The organism is Arthrobacter sp. TE12232 (assembly GCF_054062615.1).
In genome coordinates this window covers 920,010-937,411 of sequence record NZ_JBSSFK010000001.1, presented here as the reverse complement: position 1 = coordinate 937,411, position 17,402 = coordinate 920,010, and the positions used below count along the sequence as shown (strand labels likewise).

Annotated in this window: 14 protein-coding genes; 10 read left to right on the top strand and 4 right to left on the bottom strand. The window is 68.8% G+C overall.

Going from position 1 to position 17,402, the window contains the following annotated elements:
• Positions 1-5: 5 nt before the first annotated feature.
• The 3 genes from ACVWZ7_RS04125 to ACVWZ7_RS04115 all read right to left on the bottom strand — a co-directional run bounded on the left by ACVWZ7_RS04125 (position 6) and on the right by ACVWZ7_RS04115 (position 6,310).
• Complete coding sequence (locus tag ACVWZ7_RS04125; protein WP_456509062.1) at positions 6-3,929, bottom strand: Pls/PosA family non-ribosomal peptide synthetase; 3,924 nt, start codon at positions 3,927-3,929, stop codon at positions 6-8.
• Between the two features lie 123 nt (positions 3,930-4,052).
• Positions 4,053-5,018, bottom strand: coding sequence for a quinone oxidoreductase family protein (locus tag ACVWZ7_RS04120; RefSeq protein WP_456507067.1), 966 nt, complete (start codon positions 5,016-5,018; stop codon positions 4,053-4,055).
• Between the two features lie 200 nt (positions 5,019-5,218).
• Positions 5,219-6,310, bottom strand: coding sequence for a fatty acid desaturase family protein (locus tag ACVWZ7_RS04115; protein ID WP_344362384.1), 1,092 nt, complete (start codon positions 6,308-6,310; stop codon positions 5,219-5,221).
• Between the two features lie 292 nt (positions 6,311-6,602).
• Here ACVWZ7_RS04115 and argC point away from each other — a divergent pair, with 292 nt between their 5' ends.
• The 10 genes from argC (at position 6,603) to ACVWZ7_RS04065 (ending at position 16,810) form a co-directional block, all read left to right on the top strand.
• Positions 6,603-7,634: an N-acetyl-gamma-glutamyl-phosphate reductase gene (gene argC / locus ACVWZ7_RS04110; protein ID WP_456507066.1), complete on the top strand. Its 1,032-nt coding sequence runs from the start codon at positions 6,603-6,605 to the stop codon at positions 7,632-7,634.
• Positions 7,631-8,797 (top strand): bifunctional glutamate N-acetyltransferase/amino-acid acetyltransferase ArgJ, encoded by a 1,167-nt coding sequence (gene argJ, locus ACVWZ7_RS04105; RefSeq protein ID WP_456507065.1) that lies wholly within the window; start codon positions 7,631-7,633, stop codon positions 8,795-8,797. Before argC ends, argJ begins: the two co-directional genes overlap by 4 nt.
• A 25-nt stretch (positions 8,798-8,822) precedes the next feature.
• Positions 8,823-9,752 carry an acetylglutamate kinase gene (gene argB / locus ACVWZ7_RS04100; RefSeq protein WP_344362376.1) on the top strand — a complete coding sequence of 310 codons (930 nt, stop codon included), beginning with the start codon at positions 8,823-8,825 and terminating at the stop codon, positions 9,750-9,752.
• Entirely contained in the window at positions 9,749-11,047 is a 1,299-nt protein-coding gene (locus ACVWZ7_RS04095) for an acetylornithine transaminase (protein WP_456507064.1), read from the top strand. The genes argB and ACVWZ7_RS04095 overlap by 4 nt, the downstream gene beginning before the upstream one ends.
• Positions 11,044-12,066, top strand: coding sequence for an ornithine carbamoyltransferase (gene argF, locus ACVWZ7_RS04090; protein WP_456507063.1), 1,023 nt, complete (start codon positions 11,044-11,046; stop codon positions 12,064-12,066). The genes ACVWZ7_RS04095 and argF overlap by 4 nt, the downstream gene beginning before the upstream one ends.
• Entirely contained in the window at positions 12,066-12,599 is a 534-nt protein-coding gene (locus ACVWZ7_RS04085; protein ID WP_091249947.1) for an arginine repressor, read from the top strand. Before argF ends, ACVWZ7_RS04085 begins: the two co-directional genes overlap by 1 nt.
• Positions 12,600-12,742: 143 nt before the next feature.
• Positions 12,743-13,948: an argininosuccinate synthase gene (locus tag ACVWZ7_RS04080; protein WP_091249950.1), complete on the top strand. Its 1,206-nt coding sequence runs from the start codon at positions 12,743-12,745 to the stop codon at positions 13,946-13,948.
• 5 nt (positions 13,949-13,953) lie between these two features.
• A complete protein-coding gene (gene argH, locus ACVWZ7_RS04075) occupies positions 13,954-15,390 on the top strand; it encodes an argininosuccinate lyase (protein WP_344362366.1) in 1,437 nt (478 codons plus the stop codon).
• A 104-nt stretch (positions 15,391-15,494) separates the two neighbouring features.
• Complete coding sequence (locus ACVWZ7_RS04070) at positions 15,495-16,016, top strand: pyridoxine/pyridoxamine 5'-phosphate oxidase (protein ID WP_456507062.1); 522 nt, start codon at positions 15,495-15,497, stop codon at positions 16,014-16,016.
• Between the two features lie 56 nt (positions 16,017-16,072).
• Positions 16,073-16,810, top strand: coding sequence for a maleylpyruvate isomerase family mycothiol-dependent enzyme (locus tag ACVWZ7_RS04065; protein WP_456507061.1), 738 nt, complete (start codon positions 16,073-16,075; stop codon positions 16,808-16,810).
• 45 nt (positions 16,811-16,855) lie between these two features.
• On the opposite strand, the gene ACVWZ7_RS04060 is transcribed toward ACVWZ7_RS04065, so the two are convergent.
• Entirely contained in the window at positions 16,856-17,374 is a 519-nt protein-coding gene (locus ACVWZ7_RS04060) for a methylated-DNA--[protein]-cysteine S-methyltransferase (protein ID WP_116767758.1), read from the bottom strand.
• Between the last annotated feature and the right edge of the window lie 28 nt (positions 17,375-17,402).

Below are 17,402 nucleotides of genomic sequence, written 5' to 3'. Positions count from 1 at the left end.
CGGGCCTACCGGGACTTGGCGGGCGGTGCGGGGCCGTCCCAGGGGCTGACCGGGTTGCCCATCCAGTACGTGCCGGCAGGGACGGTTTCGCCCCGCATGACGAGGGACGCCGGCCCCACCGTGCCGCCGGTGCCGATCCTGGCCTGCGGCAGGATGACGCCATGCGGTCCCATGGTGGCTCCGTCATCGAGCGTAACAGTGTCGATGCTCATGACGCGGTCATGGAACAGATGGGTCTGGACGACGCACCCGCGGTTGACGGTCGAGTTCCTGCCGAGGGTCACGAGGTCTGCCTCGGGCAGCCAGTAGCTTTCGCACCAGGTTCCCCTGCCGATTTTCGCGCCGAGTGCCCGCAGCCACCAGACCAGCGCCGGTGTGCCCGTGGCCGCGCGCGCGAACCACGGGGCGCTGACCATCTCAATGAAGGTGTCCACCACTTCGTTCCGCCAAATGAAGGAGCTCCAGAGCGGGTGTTCACCGGGGCGGATACGGCCGACCAGCAGCCATTTGGCCGCCACCGCACTGGCTGCGGCCGTGGCACCGGCCAGCAGGATCACCACCCCGCCCAGGACGGCGGCGATGCCATAGTTGAAGATGGTTGCGATCGCGTCAAATGCCAGCATCACGGCGACGGCGATCGCGACCGTGAGCATGACCGGGGCGAACCGGCACAGCTCCCACAGGGTGCGTGCGACCTTCAGCCGCCGGGGCGGCTGGTAGGTCCGGGTGTCGTCGGAGGCGATGGCGGTGCGCCGCAGCCGCACGGGCGGGCTGCCGAGCCACGACGTCCCGGACTTCGCCTTGGCCGGGGTCGCGGAGAGGACCGCCACGAGGGAGTTCTTGGGCACGTTGCGGCCGGCCGCCGTCATGCCCGAGTTGCCCAGGAAGGACCGCTTGCCGATCTTTGCCGGCGCAATCCGCATCCAGCCGCCGTCGAGTTCGTAGGACGCCACCATGGTGTCGTCGGCCAGGAACGCGCCTTCTCCCACAGTGGTCATGCGGGGGATCAGGAGCACCGTGGAGGCTTCCACGTTGCGGCCGATCTTCGCGCCGAGAAGCCGGAGCCAGACAGGGGTGAAGAGGCTGGCGTAGATCGGGAACAGCAGATCCCGGGCCAGGTCCAGCACCCGCTCGGTTGCCCACACCTGCCATCCGATCCGGCTGCGGACACGGTAGTAGCCCTCGGCGAGGCCGATGCTGAGGAGCCGTGTGGTGGCAAGTATCAGCAACAGGTTGGTCAGGAACCACACGAGTGCCGCAAGGGGGATGGAAAGCACAAGTCCGGGCAGGGCTGCGGACAACGAGGAGTGCCCCTTGATGAACGAGAACATCACAAAGGCCGCAGCGGCGGCGGAGGCGTAGGGGATAAGAGCCAGCACCGCTGATGCCGCGGCGAACCCGGCAAACCACAGCCGGCCGATCAGCCGGTGCTCGGCCGGGGATTCCGGCCACGAGTGCCGGGCCTTGCCGCGTCGCTCGGCCGGTGACCCTGCCACCAGCTGGCCGGCTTTGACCTTCCCCATGACTGCGGAGCCCGGCTCCACCTGCGCTCCTGCTCCCACGATGGCTCCCGGCATGAGTGTGCTGCGCGCCCCGACGCTTGCGCCGGGGCCAATTCTGATGGCGCCGATGTGGACGAGGTCGCCGTCGATCCACCAGCCGGACAGATCAACTTCAGGCTCGATGTTGGACCCGGCTCCGAGGGTCAGCAGCCCGGTGACGGGCGGGAGGGAGTGCAGTTGGACGTTCTCGCCGATCTTGGCGCCCAGGGCTTTTGCGTAGTAAGGGACCCACGGCGCGCTGGCCAGGCTGATAGCGCCGGCGAGGTCCTGGATCTGCTCGGCGAGCCAGAGCCGGATGTGCACCTTCCCGGACCGCGGGTACGTTCCGGGCCCGACGTTGCGGAGCAGGATCCGGGCCGCGGCAATGGAGATCATCATCCGCCCGGCGGGGCTGACGAAGACGAGCCAGGAGGCAAGGACCCACCACCACGAAATTGTTGGCGCCGCGCTGAATCCGGCGAAGGCCGCCAGAAGGTTGTTGGCGGCCATCAGGTAGGTCAGCCAACGCATGCCGACGAGGATGTGCAGCGGGACGCCCATGAACGTCTGGAAGGCCTGGGACCTCCGTGCCGTGGGCCGGACGGTCCGCTCCTGTGCGGGAACAGCCCCGCCCTCGGGTAGCGACTGGCGGGCCGTGTCCACCAGCGCGCCTACCCTGGGGGTCGCGTAGATATCGGCCACCGTGATGGTCGGGTAGCGCACGCGCAGGGCGGACACGAGTTGCGCGGCTGCCAGCGAGCCGCCGCCGTACGCGAAGAAATCAGCGTCCAGGCTCGTGACCGGGCTCCCCAGCACGGCGCTCCACTGCTGCACGATCCATTGCGCGTCCTCGGGCAGGTTGAGCGGGGCGCCTTCGGCCTCGACGGCTCCGGTACCGCTGAGCGGCCAGGGCAGGGCATGGCGGTCCACTTTGCCGCTGGTCTTGGTGGGCAGCGAATCGACGAGGGTCAGGAGCGGGATGAGCGGTGCCGGCAGGTTCTCGCCCAGCAGTTCGCGCGCGACAGCGAGGTCAATGTCCTGGCCAGCCACGGCGGCAAGGTAGCCGACCAGGATCTGGTTGCCCGCCGCCGTGGTCTGCACCGCGGCGGCGGCACCGGCGACATCCGGCAGCGACTGCAGGGCGGCGTCGATTTCGCCCAGTTCGATCCGGCGGCCGCCGAGCTTGACCTGTTCATCGGCGCGGCCCTGGAAGATGAGTCCCTCGGCCTCGTACTTGACGAGGTCGCCCGAGCGGTAGGCGCGCTCCCAGCCCAGCGTCGGCATGGGGGCGTACTTTTCCGCATCCTTGACCGGGTCAAGGTACCGGGCCAGCCCGACGCCGCCGATGATCAGTTCGCCCACCGCGCCTTCGGCGACCGGGAGTGAATCGGCGTCGACGACGGCGAGGTCCCAGCCGTCCAGCGGCAGGCCGATCCGGATGGGGCCGGGCGTGCCGAGCGGCGCGGCACAGGCGACCACGGTGGCCTCGGTGGGACCGTAGGTGTTCCATACTTCCCGGCCTTCGACGGCGAGCCGCTCGGCAAGGTCCGGCGGACACGCTTCCCCGCCGAAGATCAGCAGGCGGACGCTTTCCAGCGACTCGACGGGCCAGAGTGCGGCGAGCGTGGGGACGGTGGATACCACTGTGATTCCGTGGCTGATGAGCCAGGGGCCAAGGTCCATCCCGGTGCGGACCAGCGCCCGGGGTGCCGGGACGAGGCAGGCGCCGTTGCGCCACGCGAGCCACATTTCCTCGCAGGAGGCGTCAAAGGCAACGGACAATCCTGCCAGCACCCGGTCCTGCGGGCCCACCGGATCATCCTGCAGGAAGAGGCGGGCCTCGGCGTCCACGAACGCGGCGGCCGAGCGGTGCTGGACGGCAACGCCCTTGGGAGTGCCGGTTGAACCGGAAGTGAAGATAACCCACGCGTCGTCGTCGGGGCCCGGCTGCCTGGCCGCGGGGAACGGCCGGGGGTGTTTGCTGTCCGTGACGATCTTCGCGCCGGCGCGAAGAATGCCGGAAACCCTGGCTTCCCCGAAGACGAGTTTGGCCCGCTCGTCGGGGTCGTCGGCGTCGACCGGGACGTACGCCGCCCCGACGAGCAGCACCGCCAGGATCGAGATGTAGAGCTCATTGGTGCCGGACGGGATCCGGACGCCGATCTTGTCGCCGGCACCCAGTCCGGCCATGTGCAGTTTCCGCGCGGTTGCCCGGACTTCGTGCATTAGCTGGGCGTAACTGAGCGAGCGGTGGCCGTCGTCGAGGGCGGATGCATCAGGGAATCGGTCGGCAGTAGTGCGGAGGATGTCTATGAGCGTCCGCTCCGGCGGGGCGGAGAGCGCGCCGGGCAGTTGGGGCGCGTGGACGGGGGTGTCGTCCGCCGCCACACGCTGTGCCGAACCGGCGTCGGGGGCTTTACTCGGGGTCAGTTGTTGCTCGGTCACTGGCGCATTGTCCCTGCAAGAGATGAACGGATGGTGTTGCCGCGTGGTCTAGGCGCCCGCGCGGCTTTAGGGGACCAGGATGACTTTGCCCGTGGTGCGGCGCTGTTCGAGGTCATCATGGGCCTGTGCTGCTTCGGCGAGGGAGTAGCGCGCGCCGATCCTGACCTTGAGGCTGCCCGCGGCAGCGGCGGCAAAGACTTCGTCCGAGCGCCAGCGGCGTTCGCGGGCGTCGCGAAGGTAGTGGCCCATGGTGGGCCGCGTGAGGTACAGCGAGCCGCCGGCATTGAGCCGCTGCGGGTCGAACGGCGGGACCGGGCCGGAGGCTCCGCCGAAGAGGACCAGCATGCCCCGGATGCGCAGCGACGCCAGGGACCCGTCGAAGGTGTCTTTTCCGACGCCGTCGTACACCACGTCCGCGCCGTTGCCGCTGGTCAGGTCGCGGACGTGCTCCGCGAATCCGTCGTAGCGCAGCACGTGGTCTGCCCCGGCGTTCCGGGCCAGCTGTTCTTTCGCGTCCGTGGAGACGGTGGTGATGACGTGGGCGCCCTTGGCCTTGAGCAGTTGGATCATGAGGAGCCCGACACCACCGGCGCCGGCGTGGACCAGCACCGTGTGGTCAGGCTCGACCTTGAAGGTGGAATTGATCAGGTAATGGGCTGTGACGCCCTGCAGCGGCAGGGCCGCGGCGGTGAAATCGTCCAGACCGTCCGGAACCGGGAGGGCCTTGTCCCCGTCGACGAGGGCATAGCCGGCGTAGCAGTTGATGCCTTCCGCCGTCGCCACCCGGTCGCCGGGAGCGAACCCGGTGACGCCGTCGCCGACTTCCTCCACGGTCCCCGAGGCTTCGGAGCCGGGTGTGAAGGGGTAGGCGACCTTGTAGACGCCGCTGCGCTTGTAGGTGTCGATGAAGTTCACGCCCGCGGCGGCGACCTTGATCAGAAGCTGGCCCGGTCCGGGAACGGGACGGGCTGTTTCGTCGAGTTCCAGGACCTCGGGGCCCCCTGCCCGGCGGGCGACGATAGCGTGCATCATATGGCTCCTTTTCCGGGCGGGAATTTTATGTCCCGGTCCCATGGACCATCCTAGGGACACCGGCGACAACCATGAAGGGGCCGTCCGTAACTAGCCGTCACGTGGTGCGGCCATGAACAGACCAGCGCATTATGGTCCCACACCTGCCCGGTCCGCCGGCGGAGCCTGCACCCGGGCGGCGGCAGAGGCGTTGCGCCCGGCTAGTAGCGGCGGGTGACGGTCGCCATCGGGCACTCGAAGTGGCGTCCGGCGGAGAGGCCGACGTCGTTGAGGTAACGGACGATGATGCCGTAGGACTGCAGGAGCGTGGTTTCCGTGTAAGGAACTTGGTGCTTCGCGCAGAACTCGCGGACGATCACGGCGGCCTTGTCCAACTGCGGGCGGGCCATGTCCGGGAACAGGTGGTGCTCGGCCTGGCGGTTGAGGCCGCCGAGCAGGATGTCCATGAAGCGGCCGCCCGAGATGTTCCGGGAGGTCAGGACCTGGCGGCTGAAGAAGTCCACGCGGCTGTCGGCAGGCAGGACCGGCATGCCCTTGTGGTTCGGGGCGAAGGAGGCGCCCATGTAAAAGCCGAAGACGGCGAGCTGGACCGCGATGAACGCGAGTGCCATGCCCCACGGCAGGAAAGTGAAGGCGAGAACCGGCAGCAGGCTGAGGCGGACCACGAGGATCGGGATTTCAACCCAACGGTGCGTGACCTTGGCGCGCTGGAAGATGAACTTGATCGAATCGATCTGCAGGCCCAGGCCCACAAGGAACAGGAGCGGGAAGAAGAACCAGCCCTGTTTGCGGGTGAGGAACGAGAACCGTCCCTGCCGGGTGGCCGCGGCTTCCGGGAAGAAGGCGATCGCCCCCGTAGCGATGTCCGGGTCCTTGGAAATGACGTTCGGGTGGTTGTGGTGCGCGCCGTGCTTCTGCTCCCACCAGGAGTAGCTGATCCCGGCGACCGAGGTGGCAAGGAGCCGTGCGGCCCAGTCGTTGGCGCGGCGGGAGGCGAAGATCTGCCGATGCCCGGCCTCGTGGGCCAGGAAGCTCAGCTGGGTGCAGAGGATGCCCAGGGCCGCGGCGATGAGGAGCTGGAACCAGCTGTCACCGATCAAGGCGAAGCCGAACCAGGTGGCGGCCATCAGGAGGGCCAGGACGGAAAACACCGTGATGTAGAAACCGACGCGGCGTTCGAGCAGGCCCGCCGCCTTGACGGTTTTCAGGAGTTCCGAGTAGCTGAGGACGACGGCATTGGGCTGCCGGACGCGCGATTTCGGTCGCTCCGTCGTTGCGGTGGTGAGGGTCATGGAGCGCTTGCCTCGTAACTGTTACGGGCAACGCGCCAACTGACATTCGCAGCTGCACGGTCTGTATTACCCTTTACCCAGCATACGCCCCGGTGTCTACACGGAGCGCCGATCCACACCGTCATCCTCTGCCGGCGGAACTCTCCTGACGCCGGCACGCCTCGTCCGGAGCCGTGCTCGGAGGACAGGCTAGGGGGCCGTAGCCGGACGCATTCCGGGGGTCATCCGGACACGGAAGCATCGATGCATAAATATCGGCACCTATGCATACTCTTGCTGTATAGTCATGCTTATGACTATTTCTGTTGCCGTTTCCGGGGCGAGCGGTTATGCCGGCGGCGAGGTCCTGCGGATCCTTGCCGGTCATCCCGACGTCACCATCGGCGCCATCACGGCCCACAGCAACGCCGGTTCCAGACTAGGGGAATTGCAGCCGCATCTCCATGGCCTGGCAGACCGGATCCTTGAAGACACCACGGTGGACAACCTGGCCGGGCAGGACGTCGTGTTCCTGGCACTTCCGCACGGGGCGTCCGCGGAGATCGCGGCCCGGCTTCCGGCCGGAACCGTGGTGATCGACGCCGGCGCGGACCACCGCCTCGAGGACCCGCACGCCTGGGAGAAGTTCTACGGCTCCGCGCACGCCGGCACCTGGCCCTACGGACTCCCCGAGCTGCCCGGCCAGCGCGACGCCCTGCGCGGCGCCACCCGAATCGCCGTCCCGGGCTGCTACCCGACGTCGGCCCTGCTGGCCCTCACGCCCGGCTTCAGCAACCACCTCCTGGAAGGCGACGACGTCGTGATCGTCTCCGCTTCCGGCACGTCCGGGGCCGGCAAGGCCGCCAAGGTGAATCTGATCGGCGCCGAGGTCATGGGCTCCATGAGCCCCTACGGCGTGGGCGGCGGACACCGGCACACCCCGGAGATCGAGCAGGGACTGTCCAAAGCCCTGAACGCCCCGGTCACCGTGTCCTTCACGCCCACGCTCGCTCCGATGAGCCGCGGCATCCTCACGACGGCGACTGCGAAGGTGCGCTCGGGCGTCACCGCCGAGGAGTTGCGCCGCGCCTGGAGCGAGGCCTACGACGACGAACCGTTCGTGCACCTGCTCCCCGAAGGCCAGTGGCCCTCCACCAAATCGGTCCTGGGATCCAACCACACGGCCATGCAGCTTGCGTTCGATGCGCACACCGGCCGCGTGATCGTGTGCTGCGCCATCGACAACCTGACCAAGGGAACCGCCGGCGGGGCCGTGCAGTCCATGAATATTGCCCTCGGCCTGGCGGAAGACGCCGGCCTCAACCTCCAGGGAGTCGCACCGTGAGCATCACCGCACCGCAGGGATTCCGCGCCGCCGGCGTCACCGCCGGCCTCAAGACCTCCGGCAAACCGGACCTGGCCCTCGTGGTCAACGACGGCCCGTCCAGGGCCGCCGCGGCAGTCTTCACGTCCAACCGCGTCGCCGCGGCACCCGTGCACTGGTCCCGCGAAGTGGTCAAGGACGGGCGCGTCGACGCCGTCATCCTCAACTCCGGGGGAGCCAACGCCTGCACCGGACCCCAGGGCTTCCAGAACACGCACACCACGGCCGAGAAGACCGCCGAGGCGCTGGGTGTCTCGGCCACCGACGTCGTGGTCTGCTCCACCGGACTGATCGGCGAGCAGCTGCCCATGGACAAGATCCTGGCCGGGATCGGTTCCGCCACTGCCGGCCTGGCCGCCGACGGCGGGGCAGCAGCGGCCACCGCAATCATGACCACCGACTCCGTGTCCAAGCAGGCCGTCTTCACCGGCACGGACGCCGAGGGCAACGAGTTCACCATCGGCGGCATGGCCAAGGGCGCCGGCATGCTGGCCCCGGGCCTCGCTACCATGCTGGTGGTCCTCACCACGGACGCCGACGTCCAGCCGGAAATGCTCGACGTCGTCCTCCGCGACGCCACCCGGGTCACCTTCGACCGGGCGGACTCCGACGGCTGCATGTCCACCAACGACACCGTGGTGCTCCTGGCCTCCGGTGCCTCCGGTGCCGTGCCGTCCGCCGTCGCGTTCGGCGCAGGACTGACCGAGGTCTGCGCCGAGCTGGCACGCAAACTGATCGGCGACGCCGAGGGCGCCAGCCACGATATTGCGATCCGGACGTTCAACGCTGCGAGCGAGCGGGACGCCGAGACCGTCAGCCGCGCCGTCGCCCGCTCGAACCTGTTCAAGACCGCGATTTTCGGCAAGGACCCCAACTGGGGCCGCGTGCTGTCCGCCGTCGGCACCACCGATGCGGCGTTCGAGCCGGACCAGCTCAATGTGACCATGAACGGCGTCCAGATCTGCCGCAACGGCAGCATCGGCGACGACCGGAACCTCGTGGACCTGGAGCCGCGCGAGGTCCTCGTCGAGATCGACCTGCAGGCCGGCGAGGCCGAGGCCACGATCCTCACCAACGACCTCACCCACGACTACGTCCACGAGAACAGCGCCTACTCAAGCTAGGCCCTTCCGGGAAGCGACGAACAGCATGAACACCCAGACACGCGAGACCACCTCCATGTCCGAGGCCCGCGACAAAGCAGCCACGCTGATCGAGGCGCTGCCCTGGATCCAGCGCTTTGCCGGCACCACCATGGTGATCAAGTACGGCGGCAACGCCATGGTCAACGACGAGCTCCGCCGCGCCTTCGCGGAAGACGTCGTCTTCCTGCACCACGTCGGCATCCACCCCGTGGTGGTGCACGGCGGCGGCCCGCAGATCAACACCATGCTCAGCCGGCTCGGGATCGAATCCGAGTTCAAGGGCGGCCTGCGCGTCACCACCCCCGAGGCCATGGACGTGGTCCGGATGGTCCTCACCGGCCAGGTGGGACGCGAACTCGTGGGCCTGATCAACTCCCACGGCCCGTACGCCGTCGGCATGTCGGGTGAGGACGGTGGCCTGCTCCGCGCCGTCCGTACCGGCACCGTGGTGGACGGCGAAGAGGTGGACCTGGGCCTGGTGGGCGAGGTCGTCGGGGTCAACCCGGAAGGCATCCTGGACATCGTGGCCGCCGGGCGGATTCCCGTGATCTCCACCGTCGCCCCGGAAATCCACGACGACGGGTCCACCACCGGGCAGGTACTCAACGTCAACGCGGACACGGCGGCGGCCGCGGTCGCGTCGGCGCTGGGTGCATCCAAGCTGGTCATCCTGACCGATGTCGAAGGCCTCTACGCCAACTGGCCGGACCGGTCCTCGCTCATCTCGTCGCTGACGGCTTCGGAGCTCCGCGAGCTGCTGCCGCGCCTTGAGTCCGGCATGATCCCGAAGATGGCGGCCTGCTTGAAAGCAATTGACGACGGCGTCGAGCGCGCCCACATCGTGGACGGCCGGCTGCCGCACTCGATGCTGCTGGAAACCTTTACGACCGCGGGTATCGGCACCCAGGTGGTCCCGGACGAGGAAAGCAAATGAACCAGATCGAAACGGCATCTTCCACGGATCTCGAACACTCTCCGGTAGGGGAGCTGGTCCACTCGCACGCCACTGGCGCGCAGTGGCTCTCCCGCTACTCCTCCTCCCTGCTGGGCGTCTTCGGCACCCCGCAACGGGTTCTGGTCCGCGGCGCCGGCTGCCTCGTGTGGGACGCCGACGGCAAGGAGTACCTCGACCTGCTCGGCGGAATCGCGGTGAACGCCCTGGGCCACGCCCACCCGTTCGTCACCTCGGTGATCTCCAGCCAGCTCGCCACCCTGGGCCACGTCTCCAACTTCTTCACGAGCCCCACCCAGATCGCCCTGGCCGAAAAGCTGCTGGAACTGTCCAAGGCGCCGGCCGGCTCCAAGGTGTTCTTCGCCAACTCCGGCACCGAGGCCGTCGAAGCGGCGTTCAAGCTGGCGCGCCGGAACACCGGCGCCAGCCACGCCGCAGCCGCGGAGAGCGCAGCGAAGCCGCGCACCAAGATCATCGCGCTCGAGGGCGCCTTTCACGGCCGCACAATGGGCGCCCTCGCGCTGACCGCCAAGGAGGCATACCGGGCGCCGTTCGCGCCGCTGCCCGGCGGCGTCGTGCACGTTCCGTTCGGTGACATCGAGGCCCTTCGCGCCGCGGTGGACAACACCACCGCCGCGGTCTTCCTGGAACCGATACAGGGCGAGGCCGGCGTCCGGCCGCTGCCCGCCGGCTACCTCAAGGCTGCCCGCGAGGCCACAACCGCCGCGGGCGCGCTGCTGATCCTCGACGAGGTCCAGACCGGCATCGGCCGCACCGGCAAGTGGCTGGCCAGCGAGGACGCCGGGATCGTGCCCGACGCCGTGACCCTCGCCAAGGGGCTGGGCGGCGGCTTCCCGATCGGCGCCCTCGTGACCTTCGGCCCGGAAAACTCCGCGCTGCTGACCGCCGGCCAGCACGGGACCACGTTCGGCGGCAACCCGGTGGCCACCGCGGCCGCCCTCGCCACCCTGCACGTCCTCGAAAGCCAGGACGTCCTGGCCCACGTCCGGGCCGTGGGGGAGCACCTGCGCGCGGGCCTGGCCGGGATCGACGGCGTGACCGAGGTCCGCGGCGAGGGGCTGCTGATCGGCTTCGACCTCGACGCCGACGTCGCGCCCGGCGTCGTTGCCGCCGGGCTCGACGCCGGGTTCATCGTCAACAGCCCGGGCCCGCGCACCATCCGGCTGGCACCGCCCCTGATCCTGACCACCGATCAGGCCGACCGCTTCCTCGCGGCGCTGCCCGCCCTCCTCCAGACCGCAAAGGACGCCCAGTGACCGCAACTGAAATTTCGACAAGACCCGTCCGCCACTTCCTCAAGGACACGGACCTCAGCCCGGCCGAACAAGCCGTGGTCCTCGAGCTCGCCGCCCGGATGAAGGCCGCGCCGTACAGCGTCCAGCCCTTCGCCGCGGCGGCCAGCGGCCGCAAGACCGTGGCTGTCATCTTCGACAAGACCTCCACCCGGACCCGGGTCTCCTTCGCCACCGGCATCGCGGACATGGGCGGCAACCCGCTCATCATCAACCCGGGCGAGGCACAGATCGGCCACAAGGAATCGGTGGAGGACACCGCCAAGGTGCTCGAACGCATGGTCTCCACCATCGTGTGGCGCACCGGCGCGCACGCCGGCCTCGTCGCCATGGCCGAAAACTCGCGCGTTCCGGTCATCAACGCCCTATGTGATGACTACCACCCGTGCCAGCTGCTCGCCGACCTCCTGACCATCAAGGAACACAAGGGCGAACTCAACGGCCTGACCATGGCGTACCTGGGCGACTCCGCCAACAACATGGCCAACTCCTACCTGCTGGCCGGCGTCACGGCGGGCATGAACGTCCGCATCGCGGGCCCGGACGGGTACCTGCCGTCCCCGGAGATCATCGCCGCCGCCGAGGACCGCGCCGCGGAGACCGGCGGCTCGGTGCTCGTGACGATCGACCCCGCCGAGGCCCTCCTCGGCGCCGACGTCGTCGCCACCGACACGTGGGTGTCCATGGGCCAGGAAGCGGAAAAGGAAGCGCGGATGAAGCTGTTCCGCAACTATTCCGTGGACGCCGAGGCCATGAAGCTCGCGGCGCCGGACGCCGTCGTGCTCCACTGCCTGCCGGCCTACCGGGGCTACGAGATTGCCGCGGACGTCATTGACGGCCCGCAGTCGGTGGTCTGGGACGAGGCCGAAAACCGCCTCCACGCCCAGAAGGCACTCATGGCATGGCTCATGCACCGCTCAGGCCTGGCGGTTGTTGACGGGCTCGCGCCGGTCGATGGGCTGGCGCCGGTGGGCCCGGCCTGATGTCCGTCCAGCCAGCCTCTCCGGGGGCCAGCCCGGCCACCAAAACGGCCCGGCAGGCTCGGATCACGGCGATCCTCACGGGCGAATCGGTCCGGTCGCAGGCCGAGCTCGCGGCGCTGCTCGCGGACGACGGCGTCCAGGTCACCCAGGCCACGCTCTCCCGCGACCTCGTGGAACTCGGCGCGGTCCGGGTCCGCGGCAAGGACGGCGTGCTGGTCTACGCCGTCCCGGGGGAGGGCGGCGAACGGGCCGCCAAAAGCGGTGTCACCCAGGAAATCCTCGACGCCCGGCTGAGCCGGCTGTGCGGGGAACTGCTCGTGACCGCCGAGGCCTCGGCCAACCTCGTGGTGCTCAGGACCCCGCCGGGGGCCGCGAACTTCCTGGCCCTCGCGATCGACCACTCCGTGATGCCCTCGATCCTGGGCACCATCGCGGGGGACGACACCGTCCTCCTCGTCACCCGGGACCCCCTGGGCGGCGCCGACGTCGCAGCCCGCTTCCTGCAGTTCGCCGAGGAAGCCGGCAGCCAATAGCGCCGCGGCAAACGCAGGATTGGGCCTGCGGCGGGCCTGTGACAGGCTTTCAACAGACACGATTTCCGCAGCAGTTATCCCGACAGTTCTTCCACATTCTTCCCAGACAACTGCAACAACCAAACAACTAAGGAGCATTTCAAGTGACTGAGCGTATTGTTCTGGCCTACTCCGGCGGCCTGGATACTTCCGTAGCCATCGGCTGGATCGGTGAAGCCACCGGCGCCGAGGTCATCGCCGTGGCCGTCGACGTCGGACAGGGCGGCGAATCCCTGGAAACCATCCGCCAGCGCGCGTTGGGCTGCGGCGCCGTCGAGGCCTACGTGGCCGACGCCAGCGACGAGTTCGCCAACGAGTACTGCGTCCCCACGCTGAAGGCCAACGCCCTCTACCAGGGCCACTACCCGCTGGTCTCCGCCATCTCCCGCCCGGTGATCGTCAAGCACCTGGTCAAGGCCGCCCGTGAATTCGGTGCCACCACCGTGGCCCACGGCTGCACCGGCAAGGGCAACGACCAGGTCCGCTTCGAGGTCGGCATCCAGACCCTCGGCCCGGACCTGAAGTGCATCGCCCCGGTCCGCGACCTCGCCCTGACCCGCGACAAGGCCATCGCCTTCGCCGAGGAGAAGGGACTGCCGATCGAGACCACCAAGAAGAACCCGTACTCGATCGACCAGAACGTCTGGGGCCGCGCCGTCGAAACCGGCTACCTCGAGGACATCTGGAACGCCCCCACCAAGGACATCTACGACTACACCGCCACCCCGGAATTCCCGCCGGCACCGGATGAAGTCACCATCTCCTTCGAGGCCGGCGTGCCGGTCGCGATCGACGGCGTCAAGGTCACCCCGCTGCAGGCCATCAAGGAACTCAACCGCCGGGCCGGTGCCCAGGGCGTCGGCCGGATCGACGTCGTCGAGGACCGCCTGGTGGGCATCAAGTCCCGCGAAATCTACGAGGCCCCCGGTGCCATGGCGCTGATCACCGCACACAAGCACCTCGAGGACATCACGATCGAGCGCGAGCAGGCCCGCTTCAAGGCCACCGTCGGCCAGCGCTGGGCCGAGTTGGTCTACGACGGCCAGTGGTTCTCCCCGCTCAAGCGCTCGCTCGACGCCTTCATCGAAGACACCCAGCGCTACGTCTCCGGCGACATCCGCATGGTCCTGCACGGTGGCCAGGCGATCGTCAACGGACGCCGCTCCGAGACCTCGCTCTACGACTTCGACCTCGCCACCTACGACACCGGCGACACCTTCGACCAGTCGATGGCGCGTGGCTTCATCGAGCTGTGGGGCATGTCCGCCAAGGTTGCCTCCGGCCGCGACATCCGCGTCGCCGGAAAGTAGCCCCTGTGGCTGAGCAGGAAACCACCAAGTCCGAAGCTACCAACACGGGAGCGCTGTGGGGCGGCCGGTTCGCCGGCGGCCCCGCGGACGCCCTCGCAGCGCTGAGCAAGTCCACGCACTTTGACTGGCGGCTGGCCCGCTACGACATCGCCGGGTCCAAGGCGCACGCCCGCGTGCTGCACAAGGCCGGGCTGCTGGACGACGCCGAGCTCGAGGGCATGCTGGCCGCCCTGACGCGGCTGGATGAGGACGTCGCCTCGGGGGCCTATACGCCGGCCGAGTCCGATGAGGACGTGCATGGTTCCCTGGAGCGCGGCCTGATCGAGCGCGCCGGGACCCAGCTCGGCGGCAAGCTCCGCGCCGGCCGGTCCCGCAACGACCAGGTGGCCACCCTGGGCCGGATGTTCCTGCGGGACCACGCCCGGATCATCGCGCGCGGCGTGCTCGCCACGATCGATGCTCTCGTGGACCAGGCCAAGGCCCACCGTGGTGTGGCCATGCCCGGCCGCACCCACCTCCAGCATGCCCAGCCGGTGCTGCTCAGCCACCACCTGCTGGCCCACGCCTGGGCGCTGCTGCGCGATGTGCAGCGGCTGGCCGACTGGGACAAGCGCGCCGGGGTTTCGCCCTATGGCTCGGGCGCCCTCGCCGGCTCCTCGCTGGGCCTGGACCCTGAAGCCGTTGCCGCGGAACTGGGCTTCTTCTCCGCCACGCACAACTCGATCGACGGCACCGCCTCCCGCGATGTCTTCGCTGAGTTCGCCTGGATCACGGCCATGATCGGGGTGGACTTGTCCCGGGTCTCGGAGGAAGTGATCCTGTGGGCCACGAAGGAGTTCTCCTTCGTCACCCTGCATGATTCCTACTCCACCGGCTCCTCGATCATGCCGCAGAAGAAGAACCCGGACGTCGCCGAGCTCGCGCGCGGTAAGGCCGGCCGGCTGATCGGCAACCTGACGGGCCTGCTGGCGACGCTCAAGGGCCTGCCGCTCGCGTACAACCGCGACCTGCAGGAAGACAAGGAGCCGGTCTTCGACGCCGCCGACACCCTGGAAGTGCTGCTTCCTGCCGTCTCCGGCATGATCGCGACCCTGAAGTTCAACACCGAACGGATGGAAGCGCTGGCCCCCCAGGGCTTCGCGCTGGCCACAGACATTGCCGAATGGCTGGTTCGGCAGGGTGTTCCGTTCCGCGAGGCGCACGAGCTCTCCGGTGCCGCGGTGAAGCAGGCCGAAAGCCGCGGCGTCGAGCTCTGGGACCTGACGGACGAGGAATACGCCGCCATCTCGGAGCACCTGACGCCGGAGGTCCGTACGGTCCTGTCCACGGAGGGTTCGCTCAACAGCCGCAACTCCCAGGGCGGCACAGCACCGGCCGCCGTCGAGCGCCAGCTGCTGGCCCTTGAAGACGAGCTGGCCGGCGTGCGGGAGTACGCAGGGTAGCAACTCTCGCCACCCGGGCGTCTACCACCGAGTTGGCATTTCGCGGCAATGTTTTTCGAAAACACTGCCGTGAAGTGCCAACTCGCGGCGTTTAAGGTGGGTGCATGAGCGAATCCTTCCGCCAGTACCTGCGTGCCCTGCCCGATTTCCCCGATGTCCTCCCGGAGTTTGATCCGGCCGCCGCCCCGGCAGATCCCGCCGAACTCTTCCGGCAGTGGCTCGCCGAAGCCCTCGAGGCCGGGGTGCCGCAACCCAACGCCTGCAGCCTGGCCACGGCCGACGCCGACGGCCGGCCGTCCTCGCGCATGCTGATCCTGAAGGACATCGACGCCGACGGCTGGCACTTCGCCACGTCCCGGGAGTCCCGGAAGGGACACGAACTCACGGCCAACCCGCACGCGGCGCTGAACTTCTTCTGGCAGCCGCAGGGGCGCCAGGTGCGGGTGGCAGGGGACGTCGTGGCGCTGTCCGCCGCGGCCTCGGCCGCGGACTGGCACGCACGGCCCGGGGCGGACGGCACTGAGAACCCCAACTGGCAGCTCTACGCGCTGCGTCCGCGGGAGATCGAATTCTGGCAGGCACGGCACGACCGCCGGCACATCCGGCACCGCTACCCGACCCGCTGACCTGACCCGGCTCAGTTAATCGCTGCTAATCCGGTGGCTCCGTTAGGATTGGCGCCATGACCGCAATCACACCAGAAAAGCTTCGGGAAGAACTGCACGGGGCCGCCGACACCGTGACGGGTATTGCCGCTTCGCTCTCGGAACAGGACATCAAGGCGCCGTCCGAGCTGCCGGGCTGGACCCGCGGGCACGTGCTGGCGCACATCTGCGGCATCGCCAACGCGATGGCCCGCCAGCTCGAACATGCCGCCCGCGGCGAAAAAATCGAGCTCTATGACGGCGGTTTCGAGGGGCGCACCCGTGCCATCGAGATGGCGGCCGGCCACAGCCTCGCGGAGCACCGTGCCGACCTCGCCTCGTCGCTGGAACGGGCCTTGCGCGCCTTCGATTCCCTCGACGCGGCCGGCTGGCGTGCGCCCATTGCCTACCGCGGGGGAGTCGTCCTTGACGGCGGCCTGGCGCTGTGGCGAGAACTCGTCATCCATGCCACGGACCTCGGCACCGGGCGCGGACCGGAAACCTGGAGCCGGCCCTTCTGCGAGCACCTCTTCGACTTCCTCTCCGCCAGGGTCCCGGACGGCCAGCGTTTCGTGCTGCAGCCGCTCGGGCTGCCCGACCGGGCCATTGGCAGCGGGGGGAATTCCACCGTCATCAGCGGCATGCTGACCGATATCGCCGCCTGGCTGGCCGGCCGCACCCCGAGCCTCGGGAGCCTGCGCGCCACGGCAGCGGCCGACGGCGTGGACCTTCCGGAGCTGCTGCCTTGGCCCGCGGGCGTGCCCGTCAACAACTGAGCGGGGCCTGCCTTTCGCCCGGCGGCGCTCCCGGGGCCTGCAGCCCTAGGGCCGCGACGCCGTCAGGGCCAGTTCGCGTTCCCGGTCCAGTAGGCTGCCCTTGACGGCCAGCCCCCAGCGGAAGCCACCCAGGGTCCCGTCGGTCCGGATGACCCGGTGGCAGGGAACAAACAGGGCCGCCGCATTGAAGGCGCAGGCACTGGCCGCTGCGCGGACGGCCTTGGCGTTGCCGGAAAGCTCCGCATACTCCGTGTAGGTCACAGGGCGTCCCGGTGCGACGGTGCGGAGCACGTCCCAGGCGTGGCTGCGGAAGGGACCGGATTTCTGCAGCACCGGCACGCCCATGGCCGGTTCCGGATCGCCGGAGTAGAACGCCTCCACCGCCTCGGAGATGGCGCCGAGGCCGGTAACGGTCTCGAATTCGGCCGGCAGCAGGTCCGCGTGGATCTGACCGGTCAGCTCCCCGGGAACGGCGGTCCAGCCGGATGACAGCACGGCGCCGTCGCGGGCAATGATGGTGAAAGGACCGTCCGGGGTGGACATGGTCAACAACTGGGCTTTCATGGTTTCGCTTTCTTCGGAGTCTGCGGCG